Here is a 26,031-nt window from a genome sequence, read left to right as displayed (position 1 = left end):
CGACACGCCGTGGTGTCGGCGTGTCGCCGTCTCATACTCACCACACACGCGGGCCCGGCGGCTACGCCCCCAGGATCGTGGTCAGGAACTCCCCCGTCCACGCCAGCAGCTCCCGCCCGACCAGCGGCTTCCCGCCGATCCTGGCCGTCGCCGGCCGGGGCACCAGCACCTGCCTGGTCGCGGACTTGATCACCGACCGCGGATAGAGCCGCCCCAGCCGCAGCTCCTGCGACTCGCGCAGCTCGACCGGACCGAAGCGGATGTTGGAGCCCTGGAGCGTGATGTCGCCGACCCCGCAGGCCCGCGCCAGCAGCCGCAACCCCGCGACCAGCAGGAGGTTCTCCACCGGCTCGGGCAGCTTGCCGTAGCGGTCGGTCAGCTCCTCGCGGACGTGGCGGATGTCCTCCTCGTTCGACGCAGAGGCGATGGCCCGGTAGGCCTGGAGCCGCAGCCGCTCGCCCGGCGCGTAGTCGTGCGGGACATGCGCGTCGACCGGCAGCTCGATCTTGACCTCGAGCGGGGCCTCCTCCGGCTCCCCGCCGCCCGCCTCCAGCGAGGCGCGGTAGTCGGCGACGGCCTCGCCCACCATGCGCACGTAAAGGTCGAAGCCGACGCCCGCGATATGGCCGGACTGCTCGCCGCCGAGCAGATTGCCCGCGCCGCGGATCTCCAGGTCCTTCATCGCCACATACATGCCCGCGCCCATCTCGGTGTGCTGGGCGATGGTGGCCAGCCGCTCGTGGGCGGTCTCGGTCAGGGGCTTCTCGGGCGGGTACAGGAAGTACGCGTATCCGCGCTCGCGCCCGCGCCCGACGCGGCCGCGCAGCTGGTGCAGCTGGGAGAGGCCGAAGTTGTCGCCGCGCTCGACGATCAGCGTGTTGGCGTTGGAGATGTCGATCCCGGACTCGACGATCGTCGTCGAGACGAGTACGTCGAACTTCTTCTCCCAGAAGTCGACGACGACCTGCTCCAGCACGTTCTCCGCCATCTGGCCGTGGGCGGTGGCGATCCGCGCCTCGGGGACGATCTCGCGCAGCCGCGCCGCCGCCCGGTCGATGGACTCGACGCGGTTGTGGATGTAGAAGACCTGGCCCTCGCGCAGCAGCTCGCGCCGGATGGCCGCGCCGATCTGCTTCTGCTCGTACGGGCCCACGAAGGTGAGGACCGGGTGGCGCTCCTCCGGCGGGGTGGTGATCGTGGACATCTCGCGGATGCCGGTGACCGCCATCTCCAGGGTGCGCGGGATGGGGGTGGCGGACATGGTCAGCACGTCCACATTGGCCCGGAGCTTCTTCAGCTGCTCCTTGTGCTCGACGCCGAAGCGCTGCTCCTCGTCCACGATGACCAGGCCCAGGTCCTTGAACTTGGTCTCGGAGGAGAAGAGGCGGTGGGTGCCGATGACGATGTCGACCGAGCCGTCCCGCAGGCCCTCCAGGACCGCCTTCGCCTCGGTGTCGGTCTGGAACCGGGACAGCGCCTTGACGACGACCGGGAACTGCCCGTACCGCTCGCTGAAGGTGCCGAAGTGCTGCTGCACCAGCAGCGTGGTCGGCACCAGCACGGCGACCTGCTTGCCGTCCTGCACCGCCTTGAAGGCCGCCCGCACCGCGATCTCGGTCTTGCCGTAGCCGACGTCGCCGCAGATCAGCCGGTCCATGGGGACCGACTTCTCCATGTCCTCCTTGACCTCGCCGATGGTGGTCAGCTGGTCCGGGGTCTCCGCATACGGGAAGGCGTCCTCCAGCTCACGCTGCCAGGGGGTGTCGGCACCGAAGGCGTGGCCGGGCGCGGCCATGCGGGCCGAGTAGAGCTTGATCAGATCGGCCGCGATCTCCTTCACGGCCTTCTTCGCGCGCGCCTTGGTCTTGGTCCAGTCGGCGCCGCCCAGGCGGTGCAGGCTCGGGGCCTCGCCGCCCACGTACTTGGTGATCTGCTCCAGCTGGTCCGTCGGCACGAACAGCCGGTCGCCGGGCTGGCCGCGCTTGGCGGGCGCGTACTCGACGACCAGGTACTCGCGGGTTGCGCCCTGGACGGTGCGCTGCACCATCTCGATATAGCGGCCGACGCCGTGCTGCTCATGGACGATGAAGTCGCCCGCCTGGAGGGTCAGCGGGTCGATGGTCTTGCGGCGCCGGGCCGGCATCCGGGCCCCGTCCTTGCCCGCCGCCTTCTGCCCGGACAGATCGGTCTCGGTCAGCACGGCCAGCTTGAGCGCGGGGTCGATGAAGCCGTACTCGATCGAGCCGCAGGCCACATGCACCACGGACGGCTTGATCCCGGCGAGGTCGCCGTCCAGCCGCGCCGCGATCCCCTCGCCGCCCAGCACCTCGACGGTGCGGGAGGCCGGGCCGTGGGCCTCGGTCACGTACACCGTGTGCCAGCCGTCGGCCAGCCACCCCTTGGTGTCGGCGAGCGCGCGGGCGGTGTCGCCCCGGTAGCTCTCGGGGGCGCGCATGCCCAGCTTGAGGGTGTCTTCCTCGATGTCCTCGTCGGTGGCCGCGAAGGGGCTCACCGACCACCACATCATGCCCAGCTCACGGGCCCGGTCGCGGACGTCGGCGATGCTCCACAGCGAGGCGGCGCCCACGTCGATCGGCGCCTCGCCGCCACCGGCGGTGGCCGCCCAGGACGCCTGGAGAAACTCCTGGCTCGTCGCCACCAGATCCGCCGCTCTGGTCCGCACCCGCTCCGGGTCGCAGACCACGGCCATGCTGCCCGCCGGCAGCACGTCCAGCAGCAGCTCCATGTCGTCCACGAGCACAGGCGCGAGCGACTCCATGCCCTCGACCGCGATCCCCTCGGCGATCTTGCCCAGCAGCTCGCCCAGCTCCGGGTGGTCCTCGGCGAGCGCAGCGGCCCGCTCCCGCACCTCCTCGGTCAGCAGCAGCTCACGGCAGGGCGGGGCCCACAGCCCGTGCTCGGCGACCTCCAGGGATCTCTGGTCGGCGACCTTGAAGTAGCGGATCTCCTCGACGTCGTCGCCCCAGAACTCGATCCGGAGCGGATGCTCCTCGGTCGGCGGGAAGACATCCAGGATCCCGCCGCGCACCGCGAACTCGCCACGCTTCTCGACCAGCTCCACCCGCGAGTACGCGGCGGCCGCCAGCCCGTCGACAATCTCCCCCAGATCGGCGCTCTGCCCCGACCGCAGGCTCACAGGCTCCAGGTCGCCAAGCCCCTTGACCTGCGGCTGCAACACGGACCGCACCGGCGCGACCACCACCGACACGGGGCCTGCCGCCGGGTCGTCCTGGCTGGGGTGCGCCAGCCGCCGCAGCACCGCCAGCCGCCGGCCGACCGTGTCGGACCGCGGCGACAGCCGCTCGTGCGGCAGCGTCTCCCACGACGGGTACTCCACCACCCTGTCAGGCGGCAGCAGCGACCGCAGCGCCGCCGCCAGATCCTCGGCTTCCCGCCCCGTGGCCGTCACCGCCAGCACCGGCCGCCCGGCGGAGCGCGCCAGCGCGGCGACGGCGAAGGGTCGGGCGGCGGGCGGGCCGACCAGGTCGACATGGTGCCGCCCGCCGCCCGCGGCGGCCTCGACCGCCTCGGCGAGCGCGGGGTCCCGTACGACGGCGTCGAGCAGACCGGTAAGGCTCATAAGGGGCTATTCCATCCCGGAGGCGAACAACGCGAATGGCCCGACACGTCACACGGGCCGGGGGTCTTCCAGAGTACGGCCCCCCGCCGACAACGTCCGCCGGGTCCGGCGACGACCCGGGCGCCACCCCTACCACACAGGCGAACCATCCGCACATTCACAGCTACGCCGGGTCACCCTTGCGGCACGATGGCGCCATGTCGACTCACCACCCGCAGCGCAGCCGACCGTTCACACTGGAGGACGCCAGTGCGGAAGGCGAGGGGTTGCGGCCCGAAGTGCGGAGGGCGAGCTGGGAGCAGCTGCGCGCCCTCGCGCATGAAGAACGCTCGCGCTCAACGTTGACGCACAGCTCTGTCGATGCGGCAGCGGCTGCACGGCCGGACGCCTTCCCTTGGGTCCATCTCCTGCCTGAGGCCGACGTCAACGCCTTCACCGTCGAACTGGCCGACACCATCCGGGCAGCCGACTCGGTCGGCGACAGTGCGCCCGTGGCTCAGATGCTCATCGCATGGCAGCACACCGCCGAGGTCCATTCCGACCCGGAGTTGCTGGCCGCCCTGACCAGGGACCACGGCGAGGACTACGGCCCGGTGCCGGACCCGAGGGACATCGAATGAGCGCGGGTCGGGGAGACCGGGCCGCACCACCGGCGCCGGAAGGCCACTGGGAAGTCCGCTTCGCGGACGCGGCCTCGGCCAAGGGCTGGGAGAGCCTCGGCGAGCAGGCACGCGGGAACCCTAGCGCGCTTGGGTCATCATGCGCACCGACCCCAGGCCGGTCGTTGAGACGTCCCGGCATCTCCTTGGATCCCGATCCTGCGACTGGCCGCCGCTGCTGGGCCCGGCCTTACAGAGGCCAGGGGGTTACCTGGACGATGTACAAGCGCTCCTGTCTTACGACCGTCAGGTACTGGAACATCCCTCCCGGCAGGACTTCCTCCTGCACACCGGGCGACTGCCCCTGGTAGGCGGTGCCGTTCAGGTAGAGAGCGGCTGCCGCGCGGACCAGCTCATCCGCACGTGCTTCGACCTGAGCGACGAAGGCGAGATTCGGCGTCTCGCCGATGACATGGTGGGCGTCTGGGTTGTACTCCCAGCCCCAGTCACCCATGGGCAACCTGCGCGCGTGCAGCCTGCATGATCTCCCGGATCTCATCCATGGCCGCCTGCCACTTTGAGTCCTCTTTGCCGAGCGTCTGAGCGGCGTGCTCGGCAGCGTGCAGGCGCCGTGCCACGTCGGGAAACCGCTCGACCTCGATCACAGTGGCCCACTTGAGCTGAAACATGGCGATGGGCCCGAAGTTGTTGGACTGGGTGGCCATCGTGAAGACCGTGTCCCGCTCGGACGTCATCTCCGCCAGACGGGAGGGCGCGACTTGCGCGAGTGCGGCACGCAGTGCGGGGAAGGTCTTCTCGGGTCTGGGGATGAGCGCCCCACCATCGTGAACCGGCTGCGTGGTCATGTGTCCTCCGCCCTCCAAGGGTGCCCCGATCACCGTACGACAAGCGAGGGTGTCGGATGGGCCGGATGCGCCCTTGGCGCGATTCCGCCAGACCCAAGAGACTCGATGTATACGTTTCACCATATGAGCGATATGCCGCCGACCCTCGACCACAGCCGACCCACCGCCGCGATAACAGACCTCCAACAACCGGCCGAGCCTGAGGAGGCTCTGGCGTTGGCCGATTACCGGGCCCGCCAGGCGAACGGCACGTTCGTAGGCATCCCGCACGAAGAGGTCCGCAGGCGACTGGGGCTGGAACAGACCTGATCTGCCGCCCCCGGTGTGAAGATCTCGCACCGGGAGGCGGCGGATCCGTTCGATGCCGTCACGCGGCCTCGGCCCGATTGAAGGCGGCACCCGCCCCCGGTGCGAGCCACACCAGCCGGGCGGAGACGCCCTTGCGTCGCCCGCAGTGCCACACCGCGCGCTCCGGTGAGCCGAGCGACATCGTCACCGCCCCGCCGACACCGATCACGTGCGCGCTGCCGTCGTCGTACGCCATGCCCCAGGCAGCGACGTGGCCGTCCGCGTGCTCCGTCTCCAGGTCATACTCCTGGACCACGGCGAACATACGAGGTGCGGTGCCGAGCACGAGTGCGCACACCTCCTGGTCGAAATCGAACGACGCGGTGGTGGGTTTTTGGGGGGATACGGTGACCATGGAAGTCTCCCGTCACGAGGAGGAGTTGGGCAGGGCGTACGCGACTAACGGGACCATTCCCCGCCCCCGGGTGTGAGTTACACCATAGCCACGAGCTATGATCCAGTGAACTCAATCGATGGGATACGTCATAACACCCCTCGTGTGGGTGAACGGCACCACGCGTGAGCGAGAGGGAAAGCACGATGGCCCGGATCAAGCTTCCGCCGACCATTCGGCAACGTCGGCTGGGTGCCGAACTGCGTCGGCTACGGGAACAGGCAGAGCTCAACGCCACACAGGCCGGCGTACTGCTCGGTTCATCGCAGTCGCGCGTCAGCAGTATCGAGTCCGGGGGCTACGCGGTGAGCGCCGACCGGGTACGCGCTATGGGGCGGGCGTACGGCTGCGCGGATCAGGCGCTGGTCGAAGCGCTCGCGGAGATGACCGGCGGCCGGACCCGGGGCTGGTGGGACGAATACCGCGACATCCTCCCGCCGAGCATGCTCGACATGGCCGAGTTGGAGCATCACGCCCAGGCCATGCGGGTGGCATCCGTCATCCACATGCCGGGTGTCCTGCAGACCAGGGACCATGCTCACGCGATCATCAGCGCGGTCGAGCCGCCCCTCGCACCACACGAGGTGGAGCACCGGATCTCCCACCGGATCAAACGGCAGGCGGTGTTGCACGGCGAGCAGCCGACCCCGCTGACCGCGACCATCCACGAGGCTGCTCTGCGGATGGAATTCGGTGGCCCTGGCGTGGCCCGCGCACAGCTTGAGTACCTGCTGACGATGAGCGAGCGGGAACACATCACCGTGCTGGTGATCCCCTTCGGGGCGGGCGCCTTCCCCAACTCTGGGCAGGGAATCATCTACTGCTGCGGAGAGGTCACGCGCCTGGACACTGTGCAGCTTGATACGGACCACGGCTCCGAGTTCCTGGACACCCAACCTCAACTCACCTGGTACCGCAGCACGCTGGACCGGCTGGAAGCCCTCGCGTTGAAGCCCGCGCAGTCACGCGACATGATTCGCCGCATCGCGCAGAGCCTCTAGCGAAGGAACGTCTGTGTCCACCTACAACTGGCGGAAATCGTCCTACAGCGGCAACGCGGGCAACTGCGTCAACATCGGCGCCGATGGCAACGGCTGGGTCCACATACGCGAGAGCGACGCACCGGACGTCAAACTCGCCGTCGCCCCCGCCACTTTCCGTGCCTTCATACGCGCGGCCAAGACAGGCGAGTTCGAGCATCTCAGCCCGTAAGGAGCAGGTATGCCCACCGACAACTGGCGGAAGTCGTCGTACAGCCCGAACGCGGGGAACTGCGTCTACATGGCCACAGGGGAAAGCCACACCGTGCGGCTGCGGGAGAGCGACGAGCCGGACGTCATACTCACCACCCGCCCCGCCACGTTCGGCGTCTTCATACGCGCCGTCAAGGCCGGCGCCTTCGACCAGCTCGCGTCGGGCTGAGCCAGCGAGCCCGCCGGGCCCGCTGGCCGCCCCTCCCGTCCCTGCCGGGCGGGCACAGACTCACGCCGCGCGGCGGATCTCCTTGATCTTCAGCATCCGCGTGATGACCTTGTCGAGCTCGTCGTCCTGGAAGACCTTCTTCCAGTCGTCGCGCACGATCGACTCACGCCCGTAGTCCATCGCGATCAGGCACGCGTCCGAGAACGGGTTGTCGCCCTTGAGGGTGTTGGCGAGGGCGACCTGGGTGTGGCCCAGGAGCATCGCGCGGGCGGCGGACTCCGGGACGCCCACCGTGTGGACGGTCTCGTGGAGGGCCTCGGTCAGCAGCGCGCCGACCATGCAGGCGATGGTCTCGACGAGGGTCGGCTCCAGCACGGCCAGCTGCTTGACGGTGACCCAGTGGACGTCCACGACCGGCGCGTACATGGTGCGGATGACGGTCTCGGTCAGCTCGCGGGCCACCTCGTCGTCGGACTCGAACGCGGCGACGACCTCCTGGGGCGCGGCGATGCCGCCGAAGGTGTCGGCCCACTCCTCCTTGGTGGTGCGCTCCAGGAAGACCGAGGGGTGACAGGGGTGCGCGCAGGCGTTGGAGACGTCATCGCGGCGGGCGAGCAGGCCGGCGTAGGCGGCGGCCGGGTCGAGGGTGAGGACGACCGAACCGGGCTTCATCACCGGCACCAGCGCCTCGGACACCGCGCCGAGGACGCGGTCGGGGACGGCCAGGATGACGACGTCCGCCTCGGCGGCGGCCTTGGCGGAGTCGACGACCTCGCGGCCGAGCTCGGCCAGGATCTCCTGGCCCTTGGGGGAGTTCTCGCTGAACAGAACGCGGAAGTCGCTCTTCTCGAGGTTCGCCGAGACGCGCAGGCCCATCTTTCCGGCGGCGCCGACGACGGCGACGGTCTTGGGCTCGTGGGCGGTGGGGGTGGTCATGAGGCGCTCCTCATCAGGGTGTTCAGGGTGGTGACGCTGTGCTTGGTCCACGCGTCTTCGAGTCGGGCGGTCTCCTCGAAACCGCCCTGCCACGGGAGCCAGTGCTCCACGATCTGGTTGACGCCCCGCTCCTCGGGGCGGACCGCGCCGACCATGTGGCCGTAGTCGAGCAGGCCTTCACCCAGGGGGCAGCCGGCGAAGGTGAAGCCGACCCAGCCGTCGCGGCGGGTGAAGGAGAAGTCCTTGACGTGGATGTTGACCACGTACGGGGCGGTGCGGTCGATGACGTCGGCGGGCCGCTCCAGGCGGGCCACGCTGTTGCCGGGGTCCAGGCAGACGCCGAGGTGCGGGCTGTCGACCCCGGTGACAACGGCCAGCAGGTCGTCCGTGGAGACCTGCTCGTACGTTTCCAGCCCGAGAGTCACGCCGCGCTCGGCGTACGCGGGCAGCGCCTCGCGCAGCAGGGCGACGGCCTCGTCCACGGTCGGCCGGTGGTCGTTGGTGTTGAGCATGGAGCGGACGAAGGTCGCGCCCAGCTTGTCCGCCAGGTCGAGGTACTTCAGCAGATGCGACGGGCGGACCCCGCGCGTGCCGAGTTCCAGCTGGATGCCGAGGTCGTCGGCCATGGTGCGCACCTCCGCGAGCTGCGCGTCGTCGAACGTCTCGATCAGCGGGTAGTCGCAGATCTGGAAGACCCCGACGCCCAGCTCCCGGGTGCGGTGCAGCAGGTCCGGCAGCGTCAGGCGCCTGGGCGCCTTGCTGGAGATCTGCCAGAAGTACGCGTATGTGCTCAGGCCGAGGGCCATCTCACACACCCCCCGCCACAGGCGTCCCGTGCAGGGCCAGCGCCTCGTCCAGGATCTGTTCGAACGCCGCCGGGTCGTGCGCGAAGCGGCCCAGGAAGAGCCCGCCGACCTCCCGGCCGAGCCGGGTGAGGAGCCCCGGGCCCGCGCTGCCGCCGTACACGACGCGGCTGCCGGCCAGCGGCTCCCGCCCGTCGAGCCATGCGGACAACGCCGCGCACACCGCGCGGATGTGCTCGGGCGAGGCCGGTTCGGGCGCGCCGATGGCCCACTGGGGCTCGTACGCCACGATCAGCGGGCCGAGCGCCCCCGCCCGCTCGGCGTCAGCCAGAGCGGACTCGACCTCGGCGACGCAGCGGGCGGCGGCCCGCTCGGCGTCGGTGCGCTCGGGCTCGCCGACGCACAGCACGGGCGTGAGCCCGTTGCGCAGCGCGGCGGCGGTCTTCGCAGCCACGACCGCCTCGTCCTCGTGGAAGAGGCGGCGCCGCTCGGCGTGCCCCACCTCGGCGTAGCCGCAGCCGATCTCCTTGAGCTGGGCGCCGCTGACCTCGCCGGTGTACGCCCCGGTGTCCTGGGCGCACAGGTCCTGGGCGCCGACCCGCACCCCGGTGCCGGCCAGCAGGCCGCCGGCCGGAACGAGGGTGGGGAAGGAGGGGAGGACGAAGACCTCGGCCAGGCCGCCGGTGACGGCCGGGTGGCGGTCGGCGATGTCCGCGATGCGGCGGCACCAGTTGAGCGTCTCGTGGTGGCCGAAGTACATCTTGAGACTCACGCCGATGGTGACGGAGGCGGGTCGGGGCATCAGGCGGCCGTGCCCTCTTCGTACGCGCACATCAGCTCGACCTTGGCGGCCGACGCCGAGGTGGTGTCGAAGCGGTAGGTGAGCCACTCGCGCACCAGGCGGCGGGCCAGCTCCAGGCCGACCACGCGCTGGCCGAAGGTGAGGACCTGGGCGTTGTTGCTGAGGATGGCGCGCTCGACGGAGAAGCTGTCGTGGGCGGTGACCGCCCGGATGCCCTTGACCTTGTTGGCGGCGATGGCGACGCCCAGGCCCGTGCCGCAGACCAGCAGCGCGCGGTCCGCCTTGCCCGCCGCGACCAGCTCGGCGGCGGCGATGGCGACCTTGGGGTACGCGGTGTGGCCGTCGGCGTCCACGCCCACGTCCTGGACCGACTCGACCAGCTCGCTGGCCGCCAGGTCCGCCTTCAGGATCTCCTTGTAGTCGTAACCGGCGTCGTCGGAGCCGACGACGATACGGAGCTTGTCGTTCATCTGAGCCATCTCAGCTTCCATCTCAATCGTTCTTCGCAGCGAGTACGCCGTGCACGGCGCGGGCGATCAGGGCCAGGGACACCGCACCGGCGTCCGGGGTGCCCAGGGACTTCTCCGCGTGCGGGCGGGCGCGGCCCAGGCGCGGGAGGAGTTCGGCGGTGGTCTTGGCGGCGGCCTCGGCGGCGGTGGCCGCGGCGTCCCAGGCGGCGGCGAGGGGCCGGCCCTCGGCCACGGCCTCGCCGAGCGCGCCGGCCAGCGGGACCAGTACGTCGACCATCGTCTTGTCGCCGACTTCCGCCTTGCCGAGCCGCATGACGCCGTCGGCCGCGGCGGTCACGCCCCTGCTGACGGCGGCCGCGTCGGGCCGTTCCGTGTCGCCGAGGGCGGTGCCGACCTGGCGCAGGATGACGCCCCACAGCGCGCCGGAGGTGCCGCCGGCCCGGTCGGCCCAGGCGTCGGCGGCGTGGCACAGCAGGGTGCCGGCGCCCGCGCCGAGGCCCTGGGCGCGGCGCCCGGCCTCGTACGCGGCCTCGGAGCCGCGCCGCATGCCGATGCCGTGGTCGCCGTCGCCCGCGACCGCGTCGATGCGGCCGAGCTCGTCGGCGTGCGCGTCGATGGTCCGTACGACCGCGGCCAGCGCGTCCAGCGCCGTACGGGCCGCGGCGCGCGACTCCTCGCTCGCCTCGGGGACGGTGGTCTGCTCGGGCTGCTCCTCCGCAAAGCCCTCGGAGCTGACACTGGCCGGCTCCAGTGCCCCCTTGCGGTACGCGGGGGCGTCGGCCGGGGCCGTCCACAGCGGCTCCAGCTCCTCGTCCAGCCAGAAGAGGGTGAGGGAGACGCCCGCCATGTCGAAGCTGGTGACGAGCTCGCCGACCTCCGGGTCGACGGCCTCCACGCCCGCCTCGTCGAGCAGCCGGGCGACCCTGCGGTAGACCACGAACAGCTCTTCGTACTTGACCGAGCCGAGGCCGTTGAGGATCACGCCCGCGCGCCGCCCGCGCGGGGTGTCCACGCCCTCCGGCAGCTCGGCCAGCAGCGTGGAGACCAGCAGCTCGGCCGCCTCGTCGGCGGTCGGGACCGCCGCCTCGGACAGGCCGGGCTCGCCGTGGATGCCCAGACCCACCGCCATCCGGCCCTCGGGGACGGTGAACAGCGGGGCGTCGGCGCCGGGCAGGGTGCAGCCGGAGAAGGCGATGCCGAACGAGCGGGTGCGGGCGTTGGCCAGCCGGGCGAGGCGTACCACCTCGTCCAGGGGCAGGCCCGCCTCGGCCGCCGCGGCGGCGGTCTTGAACACCGCGAGGTCCCCGGCGACGCCGCGGCGCTTGGCGGACTCCTCGGGGGCGGCGCTGGAGATGTCGTCGGTGACGACGACCGTCCGGCAGTCGATGCCCTCGGCGTTCAGCCGCTCCTCGGCCTGGCCGAAGTGCAGCACGTCACCGGCGTAATTGCCGAAGGTCAGCAGCACCCCGCCGCCGCTGTGCGCGGCCTTGGCGACCTGGTGGACCTGCTGGGCGGAGGGCGAGGCGAAGACGTTGCCGACCGCCGCGCCGTGTGCCAGGCCCCGGCCGACCAGGCCGGAGAAGGCGGGGTAGTGGCCGGAGCCGCCGCCGATGACGACCGCCACCTGGCCCGGGGCCGTGGGGGTGGCGCGGACGACACCGCCGGGGACGCGCCGCACCCATCTGCGGTGGGCGGCGACGAAGCCCTCCAGGGCCTCGTCCGCGAAGGCGGCGGGGGTGTTGAACAGTCGAGTCATGGCGGGCGGCCTCCGGGCCGCGGGTGAGGGGTGGTGAGGGGTGGTGACGGCAGGCCGGGCGGTGGGTCAGTGCCCGGTCGCGATCAGCTCCTGTTCGGCGTCCGCGGCCTGCGGGAGGGGCCGGGTGGAGAGCCAGAGCATCAGGGCGGACGACAGGAGCATGAAGCCGCCGACCACGAAGAGCGGGAGGTAGTAGGAGCCGCTGAAGTCCTTGAGCCAGCCGGTGATGTAGCTGGCGGCGAAGCCCGCGACGTTGCCCATGGTGTTGATCAGGGCGATGCCGGCGGCCGCGGCGGCTCCGGTGAGGAACTGGGACGGCAGCGACCAGAAGGTGGGCAGCGCGGCGAAGATCGAGCACGCGGTGACGGTGATGACCGCGATGGTCGCGCTCGGTGACCCCATGTAGAGGGCGAGCGGGATGCTGATCCCGCCGAGCGCCGCCGGTCCCGCGACATGCCAGGCGCGGACGCCGTGCCGGGTGGCGTGCCGGGACCAGAAGAAGAGGGCGATGGCGGCCGGGAGGTACGGGATGGCGGTGATCAGGCCCTTGTCCAGCACGGAGAAGTGGGTGCCGTACTGGTCCTCGAAGCCGCTGATGATCGTGGGGAGGAAGAACGCCAGGGCGTAGAGGCCGTAGATGAAGCCGAAGTAGACGAGGGCGAGGACCCAGACCCGGCCGTTGGTGAACGCGGCCTTGAGCGCGCCGCGCCCGCCGTGTCCGGAGGCTTCCTTCGCGCCGCCCGTCTTCGTGCCGTTCTCGCGCGCCAGCTCGGCCGTGAGCCAGTCCTTCTCCTCCCGGGTCAGCCACTTCGCGTCGGCCGGCCGGTCGATCAGGTAGAACCACGCGATGACGCCGAGCAGGATCGCGGGGATGGATACGCCGAGGAACATGAAGCGCCAGCCGTCCAGGCCGAGCACCCCGTGCTGGTTGATCAGCAGCCCGGCCAGCGGGGCGCCGATCACCGTGGTCAGCGGCTGGGCCAGGTAGAACAGCGCGAGGATCTTGGTGCGGTGGCGGGCCGGGACCCACTGGCTGAGGTAGAGGATCGCCCCGGGGAAGAAGCCCGCCTCGGCGACGCCGAGCAGAAAGCGCAGCCCGTACAGCTGCCCGGTGCTCTGCACCCAGGTGAACAGCAGGGAGACGATCCCCCAGGTGACCATGATCCGGGCCAGCCAGCGGCGGGCGCCGAACCGGTGCAGGGCCATGTTGCTGGGTACTTCCAGCAGGATGTAGCCGATGAAGAAGATGCCGGAGGCGAGTCCGAACTGAGCCGCCGAGAGGCCGAGGGCGTCACCCATGCCGTTGGGCTCGGCAAAGGAGACCGCGGTCCGGTCCAGGAAGTTCACGAAGAACATCAGGGCGACGAAGGGGACGAGACGCCGCGAGACCTTCTTCACGGCCGATCTCTCTACGTCCCTGATGACGGGGGTTGGGGCGACGGTGCCCATGGCGGCTCCTGACTGAGCGGACGGCGTTGTCCTGTGGGGTGGCTACACGCTAGGTCACGTTCCGAAAATTGGTCACCAATTAACCAAAGTGATGTGTGTCGCTTTTGAAACCCTTGACGGGCGGACCTCCAGCACCTACGGCAACACTGCCGCCCCGGGCCGTCCGCCCTGGTGATGTACTAGGGCAGCCATGTCCGAGGACCTGAGTCCATGAGGGGAAACGCCACGTGAGCGCCGAGCCCGACCAGCCGAACTTCACCGCGCTGCTGCGCCCGGTCGTCCGGGAGTCATCGGTGAGCGAAGTGGCCAAGCGGCTGCTGGACCACCTCTCCGAGGGCCACCTGAAGCCCGGCACCCGGCTGCCCGCCGAGCGCCAGCTGGCGGAGGCACTCAACGTCGCCCGTTCCAGTGTGCGGGGTGCGCTCTCGGCGCTCGATGTGCTCGGCATCATCGAGATCCGCCCCGGCTCCGGCTCCTACGTACGCGCCGGGACCTCGGAATTCCTGCCCCGGGCCATCAACTGGGGCCTGATGCTCGGCCAGCGCCGCACCCATGACCTGGTCGAGGTGCGCACCTTCATGGAGGCGATGTCCGCCCGGCTGGCGGCCGAGCGCGCGGAGGAAGCGGACGTCGAACGGCTCGAGGCGCACCTGGAGCGGATGCGGGAGGCGGGCGGCGACGTCACGGCGTTCATCGACGCCGACATCGCCTTCCATCTGGAGACCGCCTCCATCGCCCGGAACACCGTCCTCAGCGACATCCTCCACAGCATCCGCTCGCTGCTTCAGGTGTGGATGGAGCGCGCGGGCGACATCGAGGGCACGGTGGCCGGGACGCTGAAGGAACACGGCGCGATCCTCCAGGCCATCCGCGAGCGCGACCCGCAGGCGGCGGAGCGGGCCATGGCGGAGCACATGCACTGCGCGAGCGAGCGGCTGTGGTCCTCGCTGAGCACGGAGGAGAGCGGCACTTCGGGGTAACGCTCCGGGCGGCGCTTCGGGCTGAGCCACCGTATTGGCCCATCCCAAGGCGCGGCGGGCGCACCACGTGACCAGACTGAGGCACATGGCAGAGCGAGAGCGGCGTACCGCTCCCCCGAAGGCGGACCACGCACCCCGCAGGACCGGCGCGGCGGAGGCGGCCGGCCGCGCCTGCGAGCGGCTCGCCGCTCTGATAACCCACCCCGCCGAGGGCGTCAGCGCCGTGTGCCGGGTCGAGGACGGCTGGCGCGTCAGCGTGGACGTCGTGGAGGTCGCCCGGATCCCCGACACCACCAGCCTGCTGGCCACCTACGAGGTGGACATCGACGAGCGAGGTGAGCTCCGGGAGTACCGGAGGGTCCGCCGCTACCGGCGCGGCTCAGCCGACGACTGCTGACCGGCCCGGGCAGGCCGGGCGCATCCGGCCGGAGTCCAGGCCGAGCCATCGAAAGGACGCTCCGATCATGGCCCCCACCTACGCCCCCACCCACACCGACGACGTCGTCTGCATCTCCCGCTCGGGCAACCTCTACGACGTCCTCGAACTCATCCTCGACCGCGGCATGGTGATCGACGTCTTCCTCCGGGTCTCCCTGGTCGGCATCGAGATCCTGAAGGTCGACGCCCGGATCGTCGTGGCGAGCGTGGACACGTACCTCCGCTTCGCCGAGGCCTGCAACCGCCTGGACCTGGAATTCGACCGCAGCAGCACGACCGTGCCCGAACTGCTGGGCGCGGGCAAGGCCGGCCTCGGCAAGAAGGTGGCCAAGAAGACGGCCAAGAAGGCGGTGGAGACGGTGGGCGGCAAGGTCAAGAAGGCCGTGACCGGCCGTGACGAGGAGGACGAGGACGCGGAGGACGAGGGCATGGAGGAGGGCCGGGACGAGGACCGGTACGAGGAGCGCCCCCCGCGGGGGCGTGCGCCCGCCCGCCCCCGCCACCGCCGTACCGAGGACGAGGAGGACTGACCCCGTGGCCGCACAGGGCGTGTACGTCTACGGCGTCGTCCGCGCCGCCCACCCGGTGCCGCCCGGCCACACCGGTGTGGGCGCCGGCCCGGCCCCGGTCCGTACGCTCCGCGCCGGGGAGCTGGCCGCCGTGGTCAGCGACGCGCCGCCCGGTCTGCGCGCCAAGCGGCGCGACCTCCTCGCGCACCAGGGCCTGGCACTGGCGCTGGCGGCGGACGGCCCGGTGCTGCCCATGCGCTTCGGGATGATCGCCCCGAACGAGGAGTCGGTGCGGGGCCAGTTGGCCGCCTCCGAGCGTGCGTATCTCGCCGCGCTCGACCGTCTCGACGGCCGGATCGAGATGAACCTCAAGGCCATGCCGGTCCAGGCCGGGCTGCCCGCGCTGATCCGGGAGAACCCCGAGGTGGCCAGGGCGCGCGCGGCCGCGCGCCGGTCCCCGGGGTACGAGGCCAGCGTGCGGCTGGGCGAGGCCGTGGCGCGGGGGCTGGCCGGCCGGGCCGCCGCCGCGTCGGCCGCGGTGGTCGCCGAACTGTCCGCGGTGACGGTGGAGCAGGTGCGGGGGCCTGAGGTGCCGGGGTGCGTGCTCAACGTCTCCTTCCTCCTCGCCCGGGATGCGGAGGACCGGTTCCGGGCCGTGGTGGAGCGCTTCGCGGCGGCCCACGACACCCACGTCGAGCTGCGCCTCACCGGGCCGCTGCCCTGCTACAGCTTCGCTGACCCCACCTCGGGCACCCCCCGGGGGAATCGCGTGGCGAGCGGAGCGTGACATGGGATTGCTGAGCGGGCTCGTCCTCCTCCCCATGGCGCCCGTCCGGGGGGTGGTCTGGATCGCGGACTGCCTGGTGGACGCCGCGGAGCACGAGCTGCACGACCCGGCGGTCCTGCGCGCCAGGCTCGCCGCGCTGAACGAGGACCTGGAGGCGGGGGCGATCAGCCCCGAGGAGTTCGAGCGAGAAGAGGACCAGCTGCTCGAAATGTTGGAGCGGTCGGTTCCGTCCCTACCCGTGAGGCACCGGTGAGGCGGCCGTGATCGATCCCGAGCTGACGGGCAGGACCCCGCTGGGCACCGCCCCGCCCACCGCCAACCTCGCCGAGATCCTGGAACGGGTGCTCGACAAGGGCATCGTCATCGCGGGCGACATCAAGATCGACCTGCTCGACATCGAACTGCTCACCATCCGACTCCGGTTGTTCGTGGCGTCGGTCGACACCGCCCGCAGAGCCGGAATCGACTGGTGGGAGACCGATCCGGCGCTCTCCTCCCGCGCCGCGCGCGACGCCCTCGCCGAGGAGAACGCACAGTTGCGCAAGCGTCTGGAGGCGCTGGAATCCGGCGGCGACGTGGGTCAGCTGAGCCCCGTCGGCGGCGAGGAGAGGAGGGACGGATGACGTCCGAGCAGCTCAACGAGCAGTCCCCCGAGCAGACGCCCGGTCAGCTCCCCACGGTCACCTACGTCTTCGCCGTCTGCCGCCGGTGCGACCCCGCCGCCCTGGTCGGGCTCCCCGGGCTCGACGCCGCCGCCCCGGTCCGCACGCTCGCCGCGGGCCCGCTCACCGCCGTCGTCCAGGACGTCTCCGCCGTCGACTTCGCTGAGGACGCGCTGCGGCAACGGCTCACCGACCGCGACGAGCTGGAGCGCTGCGCCCGCGCCCACCATGAGGTGATCATGGCGGCGTCGGCCGTCACCCCGACCGTGCCGCTGCCCTTCGCCACGCTCTATCTCGGCGACGCACGGGTCCGCGCCGCCCTGCGCGAGAAGGAGGTGTCCTTCCTCGCCGCCCTCGGCCGGTTGACCGGCCGCGTGGAGTGGGGGGTGAAGGTCTACACCGCCCCCGCGCCCCCGACCTCCTCCCCCGCCCCGCCACCCGGCGCCGGGCCCGGCGCCGGGCCCGGCGCCGCGACGGGCGCCGCGACGGGCAGTGGCCGGGCCTATCTCGACCGGGTACGCAGCCGCCACCAAGGCCGCGAACAGCGCCAGAACGAGGCGCTCCAGGCCGCGGAGCGGGTGGACGCGGTCGTGCGGGGCCTCGCCGTGGCCGCCCGGCGGCTGCGCCCGCACGGGGTCGAGGTCACCGGGGCGCACCGCACCCACGTGCTCAACGCCGCCTATCTGATCGACAGCGCCCGCGAGAGCGAACTGCGCACCGCGCTGGAGACCCTGCGCCGCGAGGAGACTGCCGTCCAGATCGAGCTCTCGGGCCCGTGGGCCCCGTACTCGTTCGCCGACGCGTCCGGCGGGAGCGTCCCCCGATGACCGTCGCCACCTGGGGAAACGCCCCGGCGGAAGCGCACGGGCCGATCGGTGTGCCGCTTGTGGACCTGCTCGACCGGGTGCTGGCAACCGGTGTCGTCATCAGCGGTGACGTGGTCATCGCCATCGCCGAGGTGCCCCTCGTACGCCTCTCCCTACACGCCCTGCTCTCCTCGGTCAACGAGCGCGTCCCCGCCCCCTGGACCGACGGCGGCCCGCTGTGACCGACGGCGGCAGGCTCGATCTCGACACCGACACGGTGGGCCGCGACCTGGTCGCCCTCGTCCTGACCGTCGTCGAACTCCTCCGGCAGCTGATGGAACGCCAGGCGCTGCGCCGGATCGACGCCGGCGGGCTCGGCGACGAGCAGATCGAACGCATCGGCACCACGCTGATGCTCCTGGACCAGCGCATGGCGGAGCTGTGCGCCCAGCACGGCCTGCGCCCCGAAGACCTCAACCTGGACCTCGGCCCGCTGGGCACACTGCTCCCCCGGGACTGAATCACTGCACGATCACGAACTTGTTGCCGTCCGGGTCGCGGAAGCCGAACATGGGCGGCACGGGGTCGCCCCATCGCTTGACCTCTGCGTCCACATCGACGCCGCGGTCCCGCAGCGCGGCGTGGTCGGCGTCGATGTCCTCGCTCGTGAGGATGATGCCGGTCTCGACGCCCGGCGACTGCCCCTCCATCGGCAGGATCAGCGAGATCGCGGCCGCGCCGCCGGTCGGCGCCACCTCGATCCAGCGGAGGCCTTCGCCCATGGGGATGTCCGCGCGCTTCTCGAAGCCGAGCGTGCCGACGTAGAAGTCCAGCGCCCGGTCCTGGTCGGCGACCGGGACGGCCACCCTGCCCAGCTCGGTGATGCGGGTGCCCTTGGTGCCCTTGGTGCCCTTGCTGCTCTCGGTCATGCTGCTCTCCCTGGGGGAATCGGTTCTGCTTGTAGGACCGCCGGGCCCGGCGAAACTCATCGCCTCCCGCGCGAGGAGATTTCTTGACCTTCAAGCCGGATGAAGCCCGACAATCGCGCCCATGGACGACCACGACACCACCGGGAGCACCGACGGCACCGAGGCCCTGCTGAGCATCGGAGCGTTCGCCCGGCAGGTGGGGCTGGCGCCGAGCGCGCTGCGGTTCTACGACGACTGCGCGGTGCTGCGCCCCGCCCGCGTGGACACGGCGACCGGCTACCGCTACTACGCCGCGGACCAGCGGCCGCGCGCCGCGCTGCTGCGCCGGCTGCGGGAGGCCGAGCTGCCGCTGGTCGACGCGGCGGCCGTCCTGGACGGGCCGCATGACGAGGCCCGCGAGGTGCTGCGGGCGCATCTGGGCCGGACCCGGGAGACGGCCGCGGCCGCCCGCGCGGCGATCGAGGAGATCCTGCGCGAGCTGCCGGGGGGCACGCGCCGCGCGGAGGCCCGCGTCGGCGGGGCCGAACTGGCGGGCGCGGTGCGGCAGGTGGGCTCGGCGGTGGCCTCGGGCGCGGCCCGGGAGAAGTTTCCGGTGCTCGGCCGCGTCCTGGTCGAGCTCGACGGCGAGGAACTCCGGCTGGTGGCCACGGACCGCTACCGGCTGGCCGTACGAGCGCTCCGGCCGCTGTCGAGCGCGGGCGAGCCGTGCGAACTGCTCTGGGACATGGACGAGTTGGCCGAGGTGGCCGCCTGGGCCCGGCGCCTGCCCGAGGTCACCGTCGAGATCGAGGGGCGGCACACCCGGCTACGGGGCGGCGGCGAGTGCCGGGAACTGCCGGGCTCCGACGAGGTGTTCCCCGCCTACCGGATGGTGCTGGACGGCCTCGGGGCCGCCCGGCACCGGGTGCTCACCGACCGCGCCGCACTGCGGCGGGCCGTCGCGGACCGCCTGGACGCCGGCCACCGGGCGGTCGTCCTGACCACCGCCGGAGACGACCTCCTGATCTCGGGCCCCGGGCCCGGCGGGCCCGACGCGACCGCGCTGCGCGCCATCTGCACCGGGCCGCCGCCGCGGATCGCCTTCGACCCCGCCGTACTGCTCCCGGCGCTCGACGCGAGCGTCGGGCCCGATGTGCTGCTGGAGATCGCGTCCGCGGCGCAGCCCGTCGTCGTCCGCTCCGCCGACCAGGGGAGCTTCACCACCCTGGTCATGCCGGTGCGCACCACCCCCGCCGCCGGCTGAAGCCGGTCGGCCTCAGCCGTGGTCCCAGGCCCGGGGCCGGGTCAGGGCCTCCCACTCGGGCCTGAGCAGGGACAGAGCCGCGAGGTCGTGACGGCTCCCCCGGTGCGCGCACGCACCGCGCCGCACCCCCTCCTGGACGAAGCCCGACTTGGCGAGTGCGCCGAGAGCGGCGGCGTTGGTGAGGTGCGTGAACGCCTCCACGCGGTAGAGCGGCAGCTCACCGAGGGCAAAGTCGACCAGTGCGTCGACGGCGTCGGTGCCGTACCCCTGACCGCGCCAGGCCGGGTCCAGCACCAGGCAGACCTCGCCCCAGCCGTCGACGAATTCCTGCTCGATGAGGGCGATATGGCCGATGGGCGTGCCATCCTCCAGCAGCACCAGGAAGTCGTCCCGGGACTGGTTGTCGATGTCCCTGTGGATCCGCTCCCGGCACGCGGACAGGGCCCTCGGCAGGAAGCCGGCCTCATGGGCGATCACCGGATCGGACTGCCATCGGTGGATCAGCTCCGCGTCGTCCGCCTCCAGATATGCGAAGCGGACATTCCTGCCCCGCCAGCAGATCACGCGCTGTGAATGCGTCCCCATCTCGTCTCTCCCCCGTTCGATGTCGTGTGTCCGGGGGCGTAAACGCCCGGCCCGGCGCGCTCGCTGGGAGTGCGCCGGGCCGGCCCTCTGCCCCTCACCCCCACGAAGGGGCAGCGGCTTCATTATTCGACTGTCAGCTGTTCTCCGGCAGCCATTTATTCGCTGGCGATGGCGTTCAGCACATTCATCCGGCCCGCCCGGAACGCCGGGAGCAGGGCGGCGACCAGGCCCACCACGGCCGAGCCGATGAAGACGGTGATGATCGTCGGCCACGGGATCTCAAGGGTCTTCAGGCCCTCGAGCGCCAGCAGCTTCTGCGCCGTCGCCCCCCAGCCCATGCCGAGGCCGAGGCCCAGCAGGGCGCCGAACAGCGCGATCACGACCGACTCCAGGCGGATCATGCGGCGCAGCTGACGGCGCGACAGGCCGATGGCGCGCATCAGGCCGATCTCCCGGGTCCGTTCGACGACCGACAGCGCCAGGGTGTTCACCACACCGAGGACGGCGACGATGATCGCGAGCGCCAGCAGGCCGTAGACCAGGTTGAGCAGCTGCCCGATCTGATCCTTCATCATCTTCTTGTAGTCGGTCTGGTCCCGGACCTTGACCTGCGGGAAGTCATCCAGCTGGGCCTGGAGGGAGGCGTAGGCCGCCTTCTCCTGGCCGTCCTTGGCGGCCGCGAGCATCATCGCGTTCACCGGCATCTTGTCGGCCGGGATATAGCGCTCGGCGGTGGTGATGTTGACGTACTTGGCGCCCTTGTTGAGCGAGGTGTCGTCCGAGGTGATGGCGGCGACCTTGAGCTTGGCCGGCTTGCCGCCCGCGAAGGCGACGGTGAGGGTGTCGCCCATCTTCACCTTGTGGTCCTCGGCGAAGCCCTCGTTCACCGACATGGCGTCCTTGCCGTAGGCGTCGGAGAGCGTGCCGTCGACCACGGGGGTGCGCAGGTCGTCCGCGAACTTCGGGTCGGCGGCGACCAGGTTGTCGGTGCTGGTCTTGCCGTCGGGCGTGGTGATCTTGGTGTCGTTGAGGTTCTTGACGTCGGTGACGTGGTCCAGGCCCTTCGCCGCGTGTACGGCCTTCACGACCTTCTCGGTGATCGGCTTGCCCGTGTCGGACTGGACGATGAAGTCCGCGCCGACCGACTTGTCGAGCTCATCGCTGGCCGAGGCGACCATCGAGGAGCCGACCACCGACAGACAGGCGACCAGCGCGAGGCCGATCATCAGGGCGGCGCCGGTGGCGCCGGTGCGCCGGGGGTTGCGCAGCGCGTTCCGCTCGGCCAAGCGGCCGACCGGGCCGAAGATCCGCAGGATGACGGCGGCCAGCACCCGGACCACCAGGCCGGCCAGCAGCGGGCCGATGACGATGAAGCCGATCAGGGTCAGCACCACGCCCAGGCCCAGGAACATCGACCCTTCGGTGGCCTTGTCCGCGTTCGCCGCGGCGACCAGGCCCGCCGTGCCCGCCGCCGTGAGCACCAGGCCGATCACGCCCCGGATCCGGCCGGCCTTGGCGTCGGCCGGGGTGCCCGCGTCCCGCAGGGCCGCCATCGGGGAGATCTTCCCGGCGCGGCGGGCGGGGATGTACGCGGAGATGAGGGTGACGACGATGCCGATGGTGAGGCCGATGATGGGTGTGGCCGGCTTCACCGTCAGCTGGTCGGTGCTGATGTTCAGGCCCTGGCTGCCCATGATCTTCATCAGCCCGATGGCGAGGCCCACGCCGGCCAGCACGCCGAGCACCGAGCCGATGACGCCGAGCAGCAGCGCCTCGATGAGCACCGAGCGGTTGATCTGCCGGCGGCTGGAGCCGATGGCCCGCATCAGGCCGATCTCGCGGGTGCGCTGGGCGACCAGCATCGAGAAGGTGTTGACGATGAGGAAGATGCCGACCAGCACGGCGATCCCGGCGAAGCCGAGCATCGCGTACTTCATGATGTCGAGGAACGAGCCGACGTCGTCCTTGCCCTCCTCGGCGGCCTCGGCCTTCGTCTGCACCTTGAAGCCGTCGCCGAGGGCCGCGACCACGTTCTTCTTCAGCTGCTCGTTGCTGACGCCGGGCTGGGCGGTCAGGGCGAAGCTGGTGTACGCGTCGGAGCGGCCGAGCAGCTTGCGCTGCGCGGTCTCGTTGTCCGTGTAGACGATGGTGGCGCCGGGGTTGGTCACCTTGAAGGTCGTCAGGCCGACGATCTTGGCGCTGAAGTCGCCGGGCACGGCGATGAGCCGCAGCTCGTCACCGATCTTCAGGTGCTTGTTCTTGGCCGTGTCCGCGTCGAGCATCACCTCGGTGGGGCCGCGCGGCTCATGGCCGGAGGTGAGGTCCACCGCGAGCAGCTCGGTCGGGTCCCAGTTGGTGGCGACCGTCGGGGCGCCGGACTTCGGACCGATGTCGTCGTTGTTCTTGTCGACGACGGTGACGGTCTCGGTGCTGATCTCACCGACCACGGACTTGACGCCCTGGACCTTCTTCAGCTCGGCGAGCCGCGACCCGGGGACCGTCTCGATCTTGCCGCTCTGCGGGCCGTTGTGACTGGCGCTCTTCTCCTTGGCCTTGACCGAGACATCGGAGCTGGTGCTCGCGAAGAGCTGGTCGAAGGTGGCGTTGGTGGTGTCGGTGAAGACCAGCGTGCCGCAGACGAAGGCCACCGACAGCAGGACGGCGATGGCCGACAGCGCCATGCGTCCCTTGTGCGCGAAGAAATTGCGCATCGAGGTCTTGACGACGGTCATGACACCCGCCCGCGCGCGTCGAAGCTCTTCATCCGCTCCAGCACCAGCTCGGCGGTGGGGTTGTGCATCTCGTCGACGATCCGGCCGTCCGCCAGATACAGCACCCGGTTGGCGTACGCGGCGGCGACCGGGTCATGGGTGACCATCACGATGGTCTGGCCCAGCTCCTCCACCGAGCGCCGCAGGAAGCCCAGCACCTCGGCGCCGGCCCGGGAGTCCAGGTTTCCGGTGGGCTCGTCACCGAAGATGATCTCGGGGCGGGCGGCGAGGGCGCGCGCCACGGCGACGCGCTGCTGCTGACCGCCGGAGAGCTGGTTCGGCCGGTGCTTGAGCCGCTCGGCCAGGCCGACGGTCTCCACCACCCGGTCCAGCCAGGCGCGGTCCGGCTTACGGCCCGCGATGTCCATGGGCAGCGTGATGTTCTCGATCGCGTTGAGCGTCGGGAGGAGGTTGAACGCCTGGAAGATAAAGCCGATCCGGTCGCGGCGCAGCTGGGTGAGCTTCTTGTCCTTGAGCCCCGTGATCTCGGTCTCGTCGATGAAGATCTGGCCGGAGGTCACGGTGTCGAGACCGGCGAGGCAGTGCATCAGGGTCGACTTGCCGGAGCCCGAGGGGCCCATGATCGCGGTGAACTGGCCGCGGGCTATGTCGACATCCACATGGTCGAGCGCGACCACGCGGGTCTCGCCGGAGCCATAGGACTTGACCACCTGGCGTGCGCGGGCGGCAACAGCCGTATGTCCTCCACTGCCCCCGGTCTTGGGAATCGATACAGCGGTTGTCACGGTGACTCTCCTCAGTCGTCTTCTTCTTCGGCTCTTCAGACGGTTCTTCCACGAGCCCGGTTCTCCCGGCCGCCCAGTTCAAGGATGAGCCAGGCGCGGGGGGTGGCACGATGGTGCCTGGCTCCCTGTCCATGGGGGTGCTAGCCATACCCCCTCGGTCCGGTCGGCCAGAGCAACACTAGAAGCGTCCCAGGTCGGACACCTCCTCCGGCGGTACGAACCCCGGGTAGGAGGAAGGGGTGGATGTCCCCTAGGGGTGTGAGACCTGAGACGGATCCCGTCTCGGGGTCAAGACTGTTCCCTCACGTCACGGGAGGTTCAAGTCCGCTGTTCCACGGCCTGGACGCCCGCTTCCCTCCCGCGATCCCGCATGAAATGGTGGGTAGTACAACAGTATTTGCGGGCAGCGAGTGTGACGGGCAGCGCAGCACGGCAGCCGGCCGGCTCGGCCGGGGAGGGAGTGCGCACGGTGGGCGGCACCGCACGACGGCGGACGGACCCGGACACCGGACCCCCTACCCCGGGAACCACGCCGTCACCCCCCGTACGCCGCCGCCCCGTCGCCGCCGCGCTGATGCTCGGCATGGCGCTCGCCGCGCTCGACTCCACCATCATCTCGACCGCGATCCCGCAGATCGTGGGCGACCTCGGCGGCTTCTCCGTCTTCTCCTGGCTGTTCTCCGGCTATCTGCTCGCCGTCACCGTCAGCCTTCCGGTGTACGGCAAGATCTCCGACACCTTCGGCCGCAAGCCCGTCCTGCTCTTCGGGATCGTGCTCTTCCTGCTGGGCTCGCTGCTGTGCGCGGGCGCCTGGAACATGGGCTCCCTGATCGCCTTCCGTATCGTCCAGGGCCTGGGCGGCGGCGCGCTCCAGGGCACCGTGCAGGTCATCGCCGCCGATCTCTACCCGCTCAAGGAGCGCCCGAAGATCCAGGCCAGGCTCTCCTCGGTGTGGGCCCTGTCCTCCGTGGCGGGCCCGGTCATCGGCGGTCTGCTGGCCGGATACGCCGACTGGCGCTGGATCTTCCTGATCAACCTGCCGGTCGGCGCGGTGGCGCTGCTGCTGATCGTCCGTCATCTGCACGAGCCGGCCCGGGAGGTCGCGCGCGGATCCCGGGTGGACTGGGCGGGCGCGCTCGCGATCTTCGCGACCGGTGGGCTGCTGCTGACCGCGCTCGTGCAGGGCGGGGTGGCCTGGGCCTGGCTGTCCGCGCCGTCGCTCGCGCTGTTCGCGGGCAGCGCGGTGTGCGCGGCCGGGACGGTGTGGATCGAGCGCCATGCCGCCGAACCGATCATCCCGGGCTGGGTCTGGCGGCGCCGTACGATCTCGGCGGTCAATCTCGCGCTCGGCGCGCTGGGCCTGGTGATGATCGCCCCGACCGTCTTTCTGCCCACCTACGGCCAGTCGGTCCTGGGGCTCGGCCCGATCGCGGCCGGGTTCGTGCTGTCGGCCATGACGCTCAGCTGGCCGATATCCGCCGCGCTGAGCAGCCGCGTCTACAACCGGGTCGGCTTCCGGCGCTGTGCGATCACCGGCATCGGGCTGGCCGCGCTGGCCCTGTTCGCCTTCCCGCTCCTCCCCTACCCGGGGGCGGATCCCGGCGCCGCCTGGCAGCCCGCGCTGATCATGCTGCTGCTCGGCGCGGCCCTCGGCCTCTTCCAGCTACCGCTGATCATCTGGGTCCAGTCGTCCGTCCGCTGGGCGGAGCGCGGCACCGCGACCGCCTCCATCCTCTTCTGCCGACTGGTCGGCCAGAGTGTGGGAGCGGCCGTCTTCGGCGCCGTCGCCAACTCCACGCTGGCCGCCCGCCTCGACGAGGCGCCCGCCGCGATCCGCCCCGGCCTGCCCGACAACCTCGACGGGGTCTCCCGCGCGCTGGAGCACCCGGCCACGCTCACCGACCAGGCCGCCGACTATCTGCGGCGCGCGGTCGACACCGCCGTCGACCATGTGTACGTCGGCTCGGCGGGGGCCGCCGTACTGGCCGTACTGGTCCTGCTGTTCCTCGCCCCGCGCCGGGCCGCCGCCGGGCCGGACGGCGAACACGGCACGGCGGGCACCGGAGGGGCCGAGGGAGCTGAGGGAGCCGACGAGCAGACGCGGACGGCCGGGTAGGGAGCCCCGCCGG

Annotated in this window: 30 protein-coding genes; 16 read left to right on the top strand and 14 right to left on the bottom strand. The window is 71.2% G+C overall.

The features are described from left to right. Positions 1–61 precede the first annotated feature (61 nt). A complete protein-coding gene (gene mfd, locus ACZ4WQ_RS16885) occupies positions 62–3,601 on the bottom strand; it encodes a transcription-repair coupling factor (RefSeq protein ID WP_398370930.1) in 3,540 nt (1,179 codons plus the stop codon). A gap of 197 nt (positions 3,602–3,798) precedes the next feature. On the opposite strand from mfd, the gene ACZ4WQ_RS16880 reads away from it, so the two are divergent. Beyond that, positions 3,799–4,221, top strand: a complete 423-nt coding sequence (locus ACZ4WQ_RS16880; RefSeq protein WP_398370928.1) for a hypothetical protein — start codon at positions 3,799–3,801, stop codon at positions 4,219–4,221. A 229-nt stretch (positions 4,222–4,450) separates the two neighbouring features. On the opposite strand, the gene ACZ4WQ_RS16875 is transcribed toward ACZ4WQ_RS16880, so the two are convergent. Beyond that, the gene (locus tag ACZ4WQ_RS16875) at positions 4,451–4,714 is read right to left on the bottom strand and encodes a hypothetical protein (RefSeq protein WP_311726291.1); all 264 of its coding nucleotides are present in this window, start codon (positions 4,712–4,714) and stop codon (positions 4,451–4,453) included. Further along, the gene (locus tag ACZ4WQ_RS16870; protein ID WP_311726292.1) at positions 4,707–5,066 is read right to left on the bottom strand and encodes a hypothetical protein; all 360 of its coding nucleotides are present in this window, start codon (positions 5,064–5,066) and stop codon (positions 4,707–4,709) included. Before ACZ4WQ_RS16870 ends, ACZ4WQ_RS16875 begins: the two co-directional genes overlap by 8 nt. 123 nt (positions 5,067–5,189) lie before the next feature. Between ACZ4WQ_RS16870 and ACZ4WQ_RS16865 the strand changes: the two genes are divergently transcribed. After that, positions 5,190–5,375, top strand: a complete 186-nt coding sequence (locus ACZ4WQ_RS16865) for a type II toxin-antitoxin system prevent-host-death family antitoxin (protein ID WP_311726293.1) — start codon at positions 5,190–5,192, stop codon at positions 5,373–5,375. 58 nt (positions 5,376–5,433) lie between these two features. On the opposite strand, the gene ACZ4WQ_RS16860 is transcribed toward ACZ4WQ_RS16865, so the two are convergent. Next, entirely contained in the window at positions 5,434–5,769 is a 336-nt protein-coding gene (locus ACZ4WQ_RS16860; RefSeq protein WP_398370925.1) for a hypothetical protein, read from the bottom strand. 185 nt (positions 5,770–5,954) lie between these two features. Between ACZ4WQ_RS16860 and ACZ4WQ_RS16855 the strand changes: the two genes are divergently transcribed. The 3 genes from ACZ4WQ_RS16855 to ACZ4WQ_RS16845 are packed head-to-tail and all read left to right on the top strand — an operon-like array spanning position 5,955 to position 7,230. Then, a complete protein-coding gene (locus ACZ4WQ_RS16855; RefSeq protein WP_311726295.1) occupies positions 5,955–6,809 on the top strand; it encodes a helix-turn-helix domain-containing protein in 855 nt (284 codons plus the stop codon). Between the two features lie 13 nt (positions 6,810–6,822). Beyond that, entirely contained in the window at positions 6,823–7,020 is a 198-nt protein-coding gene (locus ACZ4WQ_RS16850) for a DUF397 domain-containing protein (protein ID WP_311726296.1), read from the top strand. 9 nt (positions 7,021–7,029) lie between these two features. After that, on the top strand, positions 7,030–7,230 hold the full coding sequence (locus tag ACZ4WQ_RS16845; RefSeq protein ID WP_361182984.1) for a DUF397 domain-containing protein: 201 nt from the start codon (positions 7,030–7,032) through the stop codon (positions 7,228–7,230). Positions 7,231–7,290: 60 nt separating this feature from the next. Here the strand turns inward: ACZ4WQ_RS16845 and ACZ4WQ_RS16840 are convergent, their stop codons facing one another. From ACZ4WQ_RS16840 to ACZ4WQ_RS16815, 6 genes are all read right to left on the bottom strand, one after another. Further along, the gene (locus tag ACZ4WQ_RS16840; protein WP_385340620.1) at positions 7,291–8,166 is read right to left on the bottom strand and encodes a phosphogluconate dehydrogenase C-terminal domain-containing protein; all 876 of its coding nucleotides are present in this window, start codon (positions 8,164–8,166) and stop codon (positions 7,291–7,293) included. After that, positions 8,163–8,972: a sugar phosphate isomerase/epimerase family protein gene (locus tag ACZ4WQ_RS16835; protein WP_468022273.1), complete on the bottom strand. Its 810-nt coding sequence runs from the start codon at positions 8,970–8,972 to the stop codon at positions 8,163–8,165. Before ACZ4WQ_RS16835 ends, ACZ4WQ_RS16840 begins: the two co-directional genes overlap by 4 nt. A gap of 1 nt (position 8,973) precedes the next feature. Further along, on the bottom strand, positions 8,974–9,771 hold the full coding sequence (locus tag ACZ4WQ_RS16830; protein WP_358844954.1) for a triose-phosphate isomerase family protein: 798 nt from the start codon (positions 9,769–9,771) through the stop codon (positions 8,974–8,976). After that, entirely contained in the window at positions 9,771–10,241 is a 471-nt protein-coding gene (locus tag ACZ4WQ_RS16825) for a ribose-5-phosphate isomerase (RefSeq protein WP_361183216.1), read from the bottom strand. The genes ACZ4WQ_RS16830 and ACZ4WQ_RS16825 overlap by 1 nt, the downstream gene beginning before the upstream one ends. Before the next feature lie 22 nt (positions 10,242–10,263). Further along, on the bottom strand, positions 10,264–11,997 hold the full coding sequence (locus tag ACZ4WQ_RS16820) for a dihydroxyacetone kinase family protein (RefSeq protein ID WP_468022272.1): 1,734 nt from the start codon (positions 11,995–11,997) through the stop codon (positions 10,264–10,266). 66 nt (positions 11,998–12,063) lie between these two features. Further along, entirely contained in the window at positions 12,064–13,446 is a 1,383-nt protein-coding gene (locus tag ACZ4WQ_RS16815; RefSeq protein WP_385340626.1) for an MFS transporter, read from the bottom strand. Between the two features lie 227 nt (positions 13,447–13,673). Here ACZ4WQ_RS16815 and ACZ4WQ_RS16810 point away from each other — a divergent pair, with 227 nt between their 5' ends. From ACZ4WQ_RS16810 to ACZ4WQ_RS16770, 9 genes are all read left to right on the top strand, one after another. After that, positions 13,674–14,426 (top strand): FadR/GntR family transcriptional regulator, encoded by a 753-nt coding sequence (locus ACZ4WQ_RS16810; protein ID WP_398370916.1) that lies wholly within the window; start codon positions 13,674–13,676, stop codon positions 14,424–14,426. 85 nt (positions 14,427–14,511) lie between these two features. Beyond that, complete coding sequence (locus tag ACZ4WQ_RS16805) at positions 14,512–14,823, top strand: gas vesicle protein GvpO (protein ID WP_311726304.1); 312 nt, start codon at positions 14,512–14,514, stop codon at positions 14,821–14,823. A 67-nt stretch (positions 14,824–14,890) separates the two neighbouring features. Then, complete coding sequence (gvpJ, locus tag ACZ4WQ_RS16800) at positions 14,891–15,394, top strand: gas vesicle protein GvpJ (RefSeq protein WP_468022271.1); 504 nt, start codon at positions 14,891–14,893, stop codon at positions 15,392–15,394. Positions 15,395–15,398: 4 nt separating this feature from the next. Beyond that, a complete protein-coding gene (locus tag ACZ4WQ_RS16795) occupies positions 15,399–16,160 on the top strand; it encodes a GvpL/GvpF family gas vesicle protein (protein WP_385340631.1) in 762 nt (253 codons plus the stop codon). A 1-nt stretch (position 16,161) separates the two neighbouring features. Beyond that, positions 16,162–16,413 carry a gas vesicle protein GvpG gene (locus tag ACZ4WQ_RS16790; RefSeq protein WP_311726307.1) on the top strand — a complete coding sequence of 84 codons (252 nt, stop codon included), beginning with the start codon at positions 16,162–16,164 and terminating at the stop codon, positions 16,411–16,413. Between the two features lie 7 nt (positions 16,414–16,420). Then, on the top strand, positions 16,421–16,783 hold the full coding sequence (locus tag ACZ4WQ_RS16785) for a gas vesicle protein (RefSeq protein WP_311726308.1): 363 nt from the start codon (positions 16,421–16,423) through the stop codon (positions 16,781–16,783). Beyond that, positions 16,780–17,649, top strand: a complete 870-nt coding sequence (locus ACZ4WQ_RS16780; RefSeq protein ID WP_398370909.1) for a GvpL/GvpF family gas vesicle protein — start codon at positions 16,780–16,782, stop codon at positions 17,647–17,649. The genes ACZ4WQ_RS16785 and ACZ4WQ_RS16780 overlap by 4 nt, the downstream gene beginning before the upstream one ends. After that, complete coding sequence (locus tag ACZ4WQ_RS16775; protein ID WP_311726310.1) at positions 17,646–17,870, top strand: gas vesicle protein; 225 nt, start codon at positions 17,646–17,648, stop codon at positions 17,868–17,870. The genes ACZ4WQ_RS16780 and ACZ4WQ_RS16775 overlap by 4 nt, the downstream gene beginning before the upstream one ends. Then, the gene (locus tag ACZ4WQ_RS16770; RefSeq protein ID WP_468022270.1) at positions 17,867–18,148 is read left to right on the top strand and encodes a gas vesicle protein K; all 282 of its coding nucleotides are present in this window, start codon (positions 17,867–17,869) and stop codon (positions 18,146–18,148) included. The genes ACZ4WQ_RS16775 and ACZ4WQ_RS16770 overlap by 4 nt, the downstream gene beginning before the upstream one ends. Before the next feature lies 1 nt (position 18,149). Here ACZ4WQ_RS16770 and ACZ4WQ_RS16765 read toward each other — a convergent pair whose 3' ends face one another. After that, positions 18,150–18,557, bottom strand: a complete 408-nt coding sequence (locus tag ACZ4WQ_RS16765) for a VOC family protein (protein WP_385340637.1) — start codon at positions 18,555–18,557, stop codon at positions 18,150–18,152. Positions 18,558–18,678: 121 nt separating this feature from the next. Between ACZ4WQ_RS16765 and ACZ4WQ_RS16760 the strand changes: the two genes are divergently transcribed. Then, positions 18,679–19,800: a DNA polymerase III subunit beta family protein gene (locus ACZ4WQ_RS16760; RefSeq protein WP_468022269.1), complete on the top strand. Its 1,122-nt coding sequence runs from the start codon at positions 18,679–18,681 to the stop codon at positions 19,798–19,800. 12 nt (positions 19,801–19,812) lie between these two features. On the opposite strand, the gene ACZ4WQ_RS16755 is transcribed toward ACZ4WQ_RS16760, so the two are convergent. The 3 genes from ACZ4WQ_RS16755 to ACZ4WQ_RS16745 all read right to left on the bottom strand — a co-directional run bounded on the left by ACZ4WQ_RS16755 (position 19,813) and on the right by ACZ4WQ_RS16745 (position 23,902). After that, the gene (locus ACZ4WQ_RS16755; RefSeq protein ID WP_468022268.1) at positions 19,813–20,385 is read right to left on the bottom strand and encodes a GNAT family N-acetyltransferase; all 573 of its coding nucleotides are present in this window, start codon (positions 20,383–20,385) and stop codon (positions 19,813–19,815) included. 155 nt (positions 20,386–20,540) lie between these two features. Then, positions 20,541–23,117, bottom strand: coding sequence for an ABC transporter permease (locus ACZ4WQ_RS16750; RefSeq protein WP_468022267.1), 2,577 nt, complete (start codon positions 23,115–23,117; stop codon positions 20,541–20,543). Beyond that, a complete protein-coding gene (locus ACZ4WQ_RS16745; RefSeq protein WP_311726316.1) occupies positions 23,114–23,902 on the bottom strand; it encodes an ABC transporter ATP-binding protein in 789 nt (262 codons plus the stop codon). Before ACZ4WQ_RS16745 ends, ACZ4WQ_RS16750 begins: the two co-directional genes overlap by 4 nt. A 469-nt stretch (positions 23,903–24,371) precedes the next feature. Between ACZ4WQ_RS16745 and ACZ4WQ_RS16740 the strand changes: the two genes are divergently transcribed. After that, positions 24,372–26,018 (top strand): MFS transporter, encoded by a 1,647-nt coding sequence (locus tag ACZ4WQ_RS16740; RefSeq protein ID WP_468022266.1) that lies wholly within the window; start codon positions 24,372–24,374, stop codon positions 26,016–26,018. Positions 26,019–26,031: the final 13 nt, after the last annotated feature.

The organism is Streptomyces sp. NPDC028305, assembly GCF_055569495.1.
The sequence above is the reverse complement of the archived record's forward strand: the minus strand, read 5'-3'. Positions and strand labels throughout refer to the sequence as shown.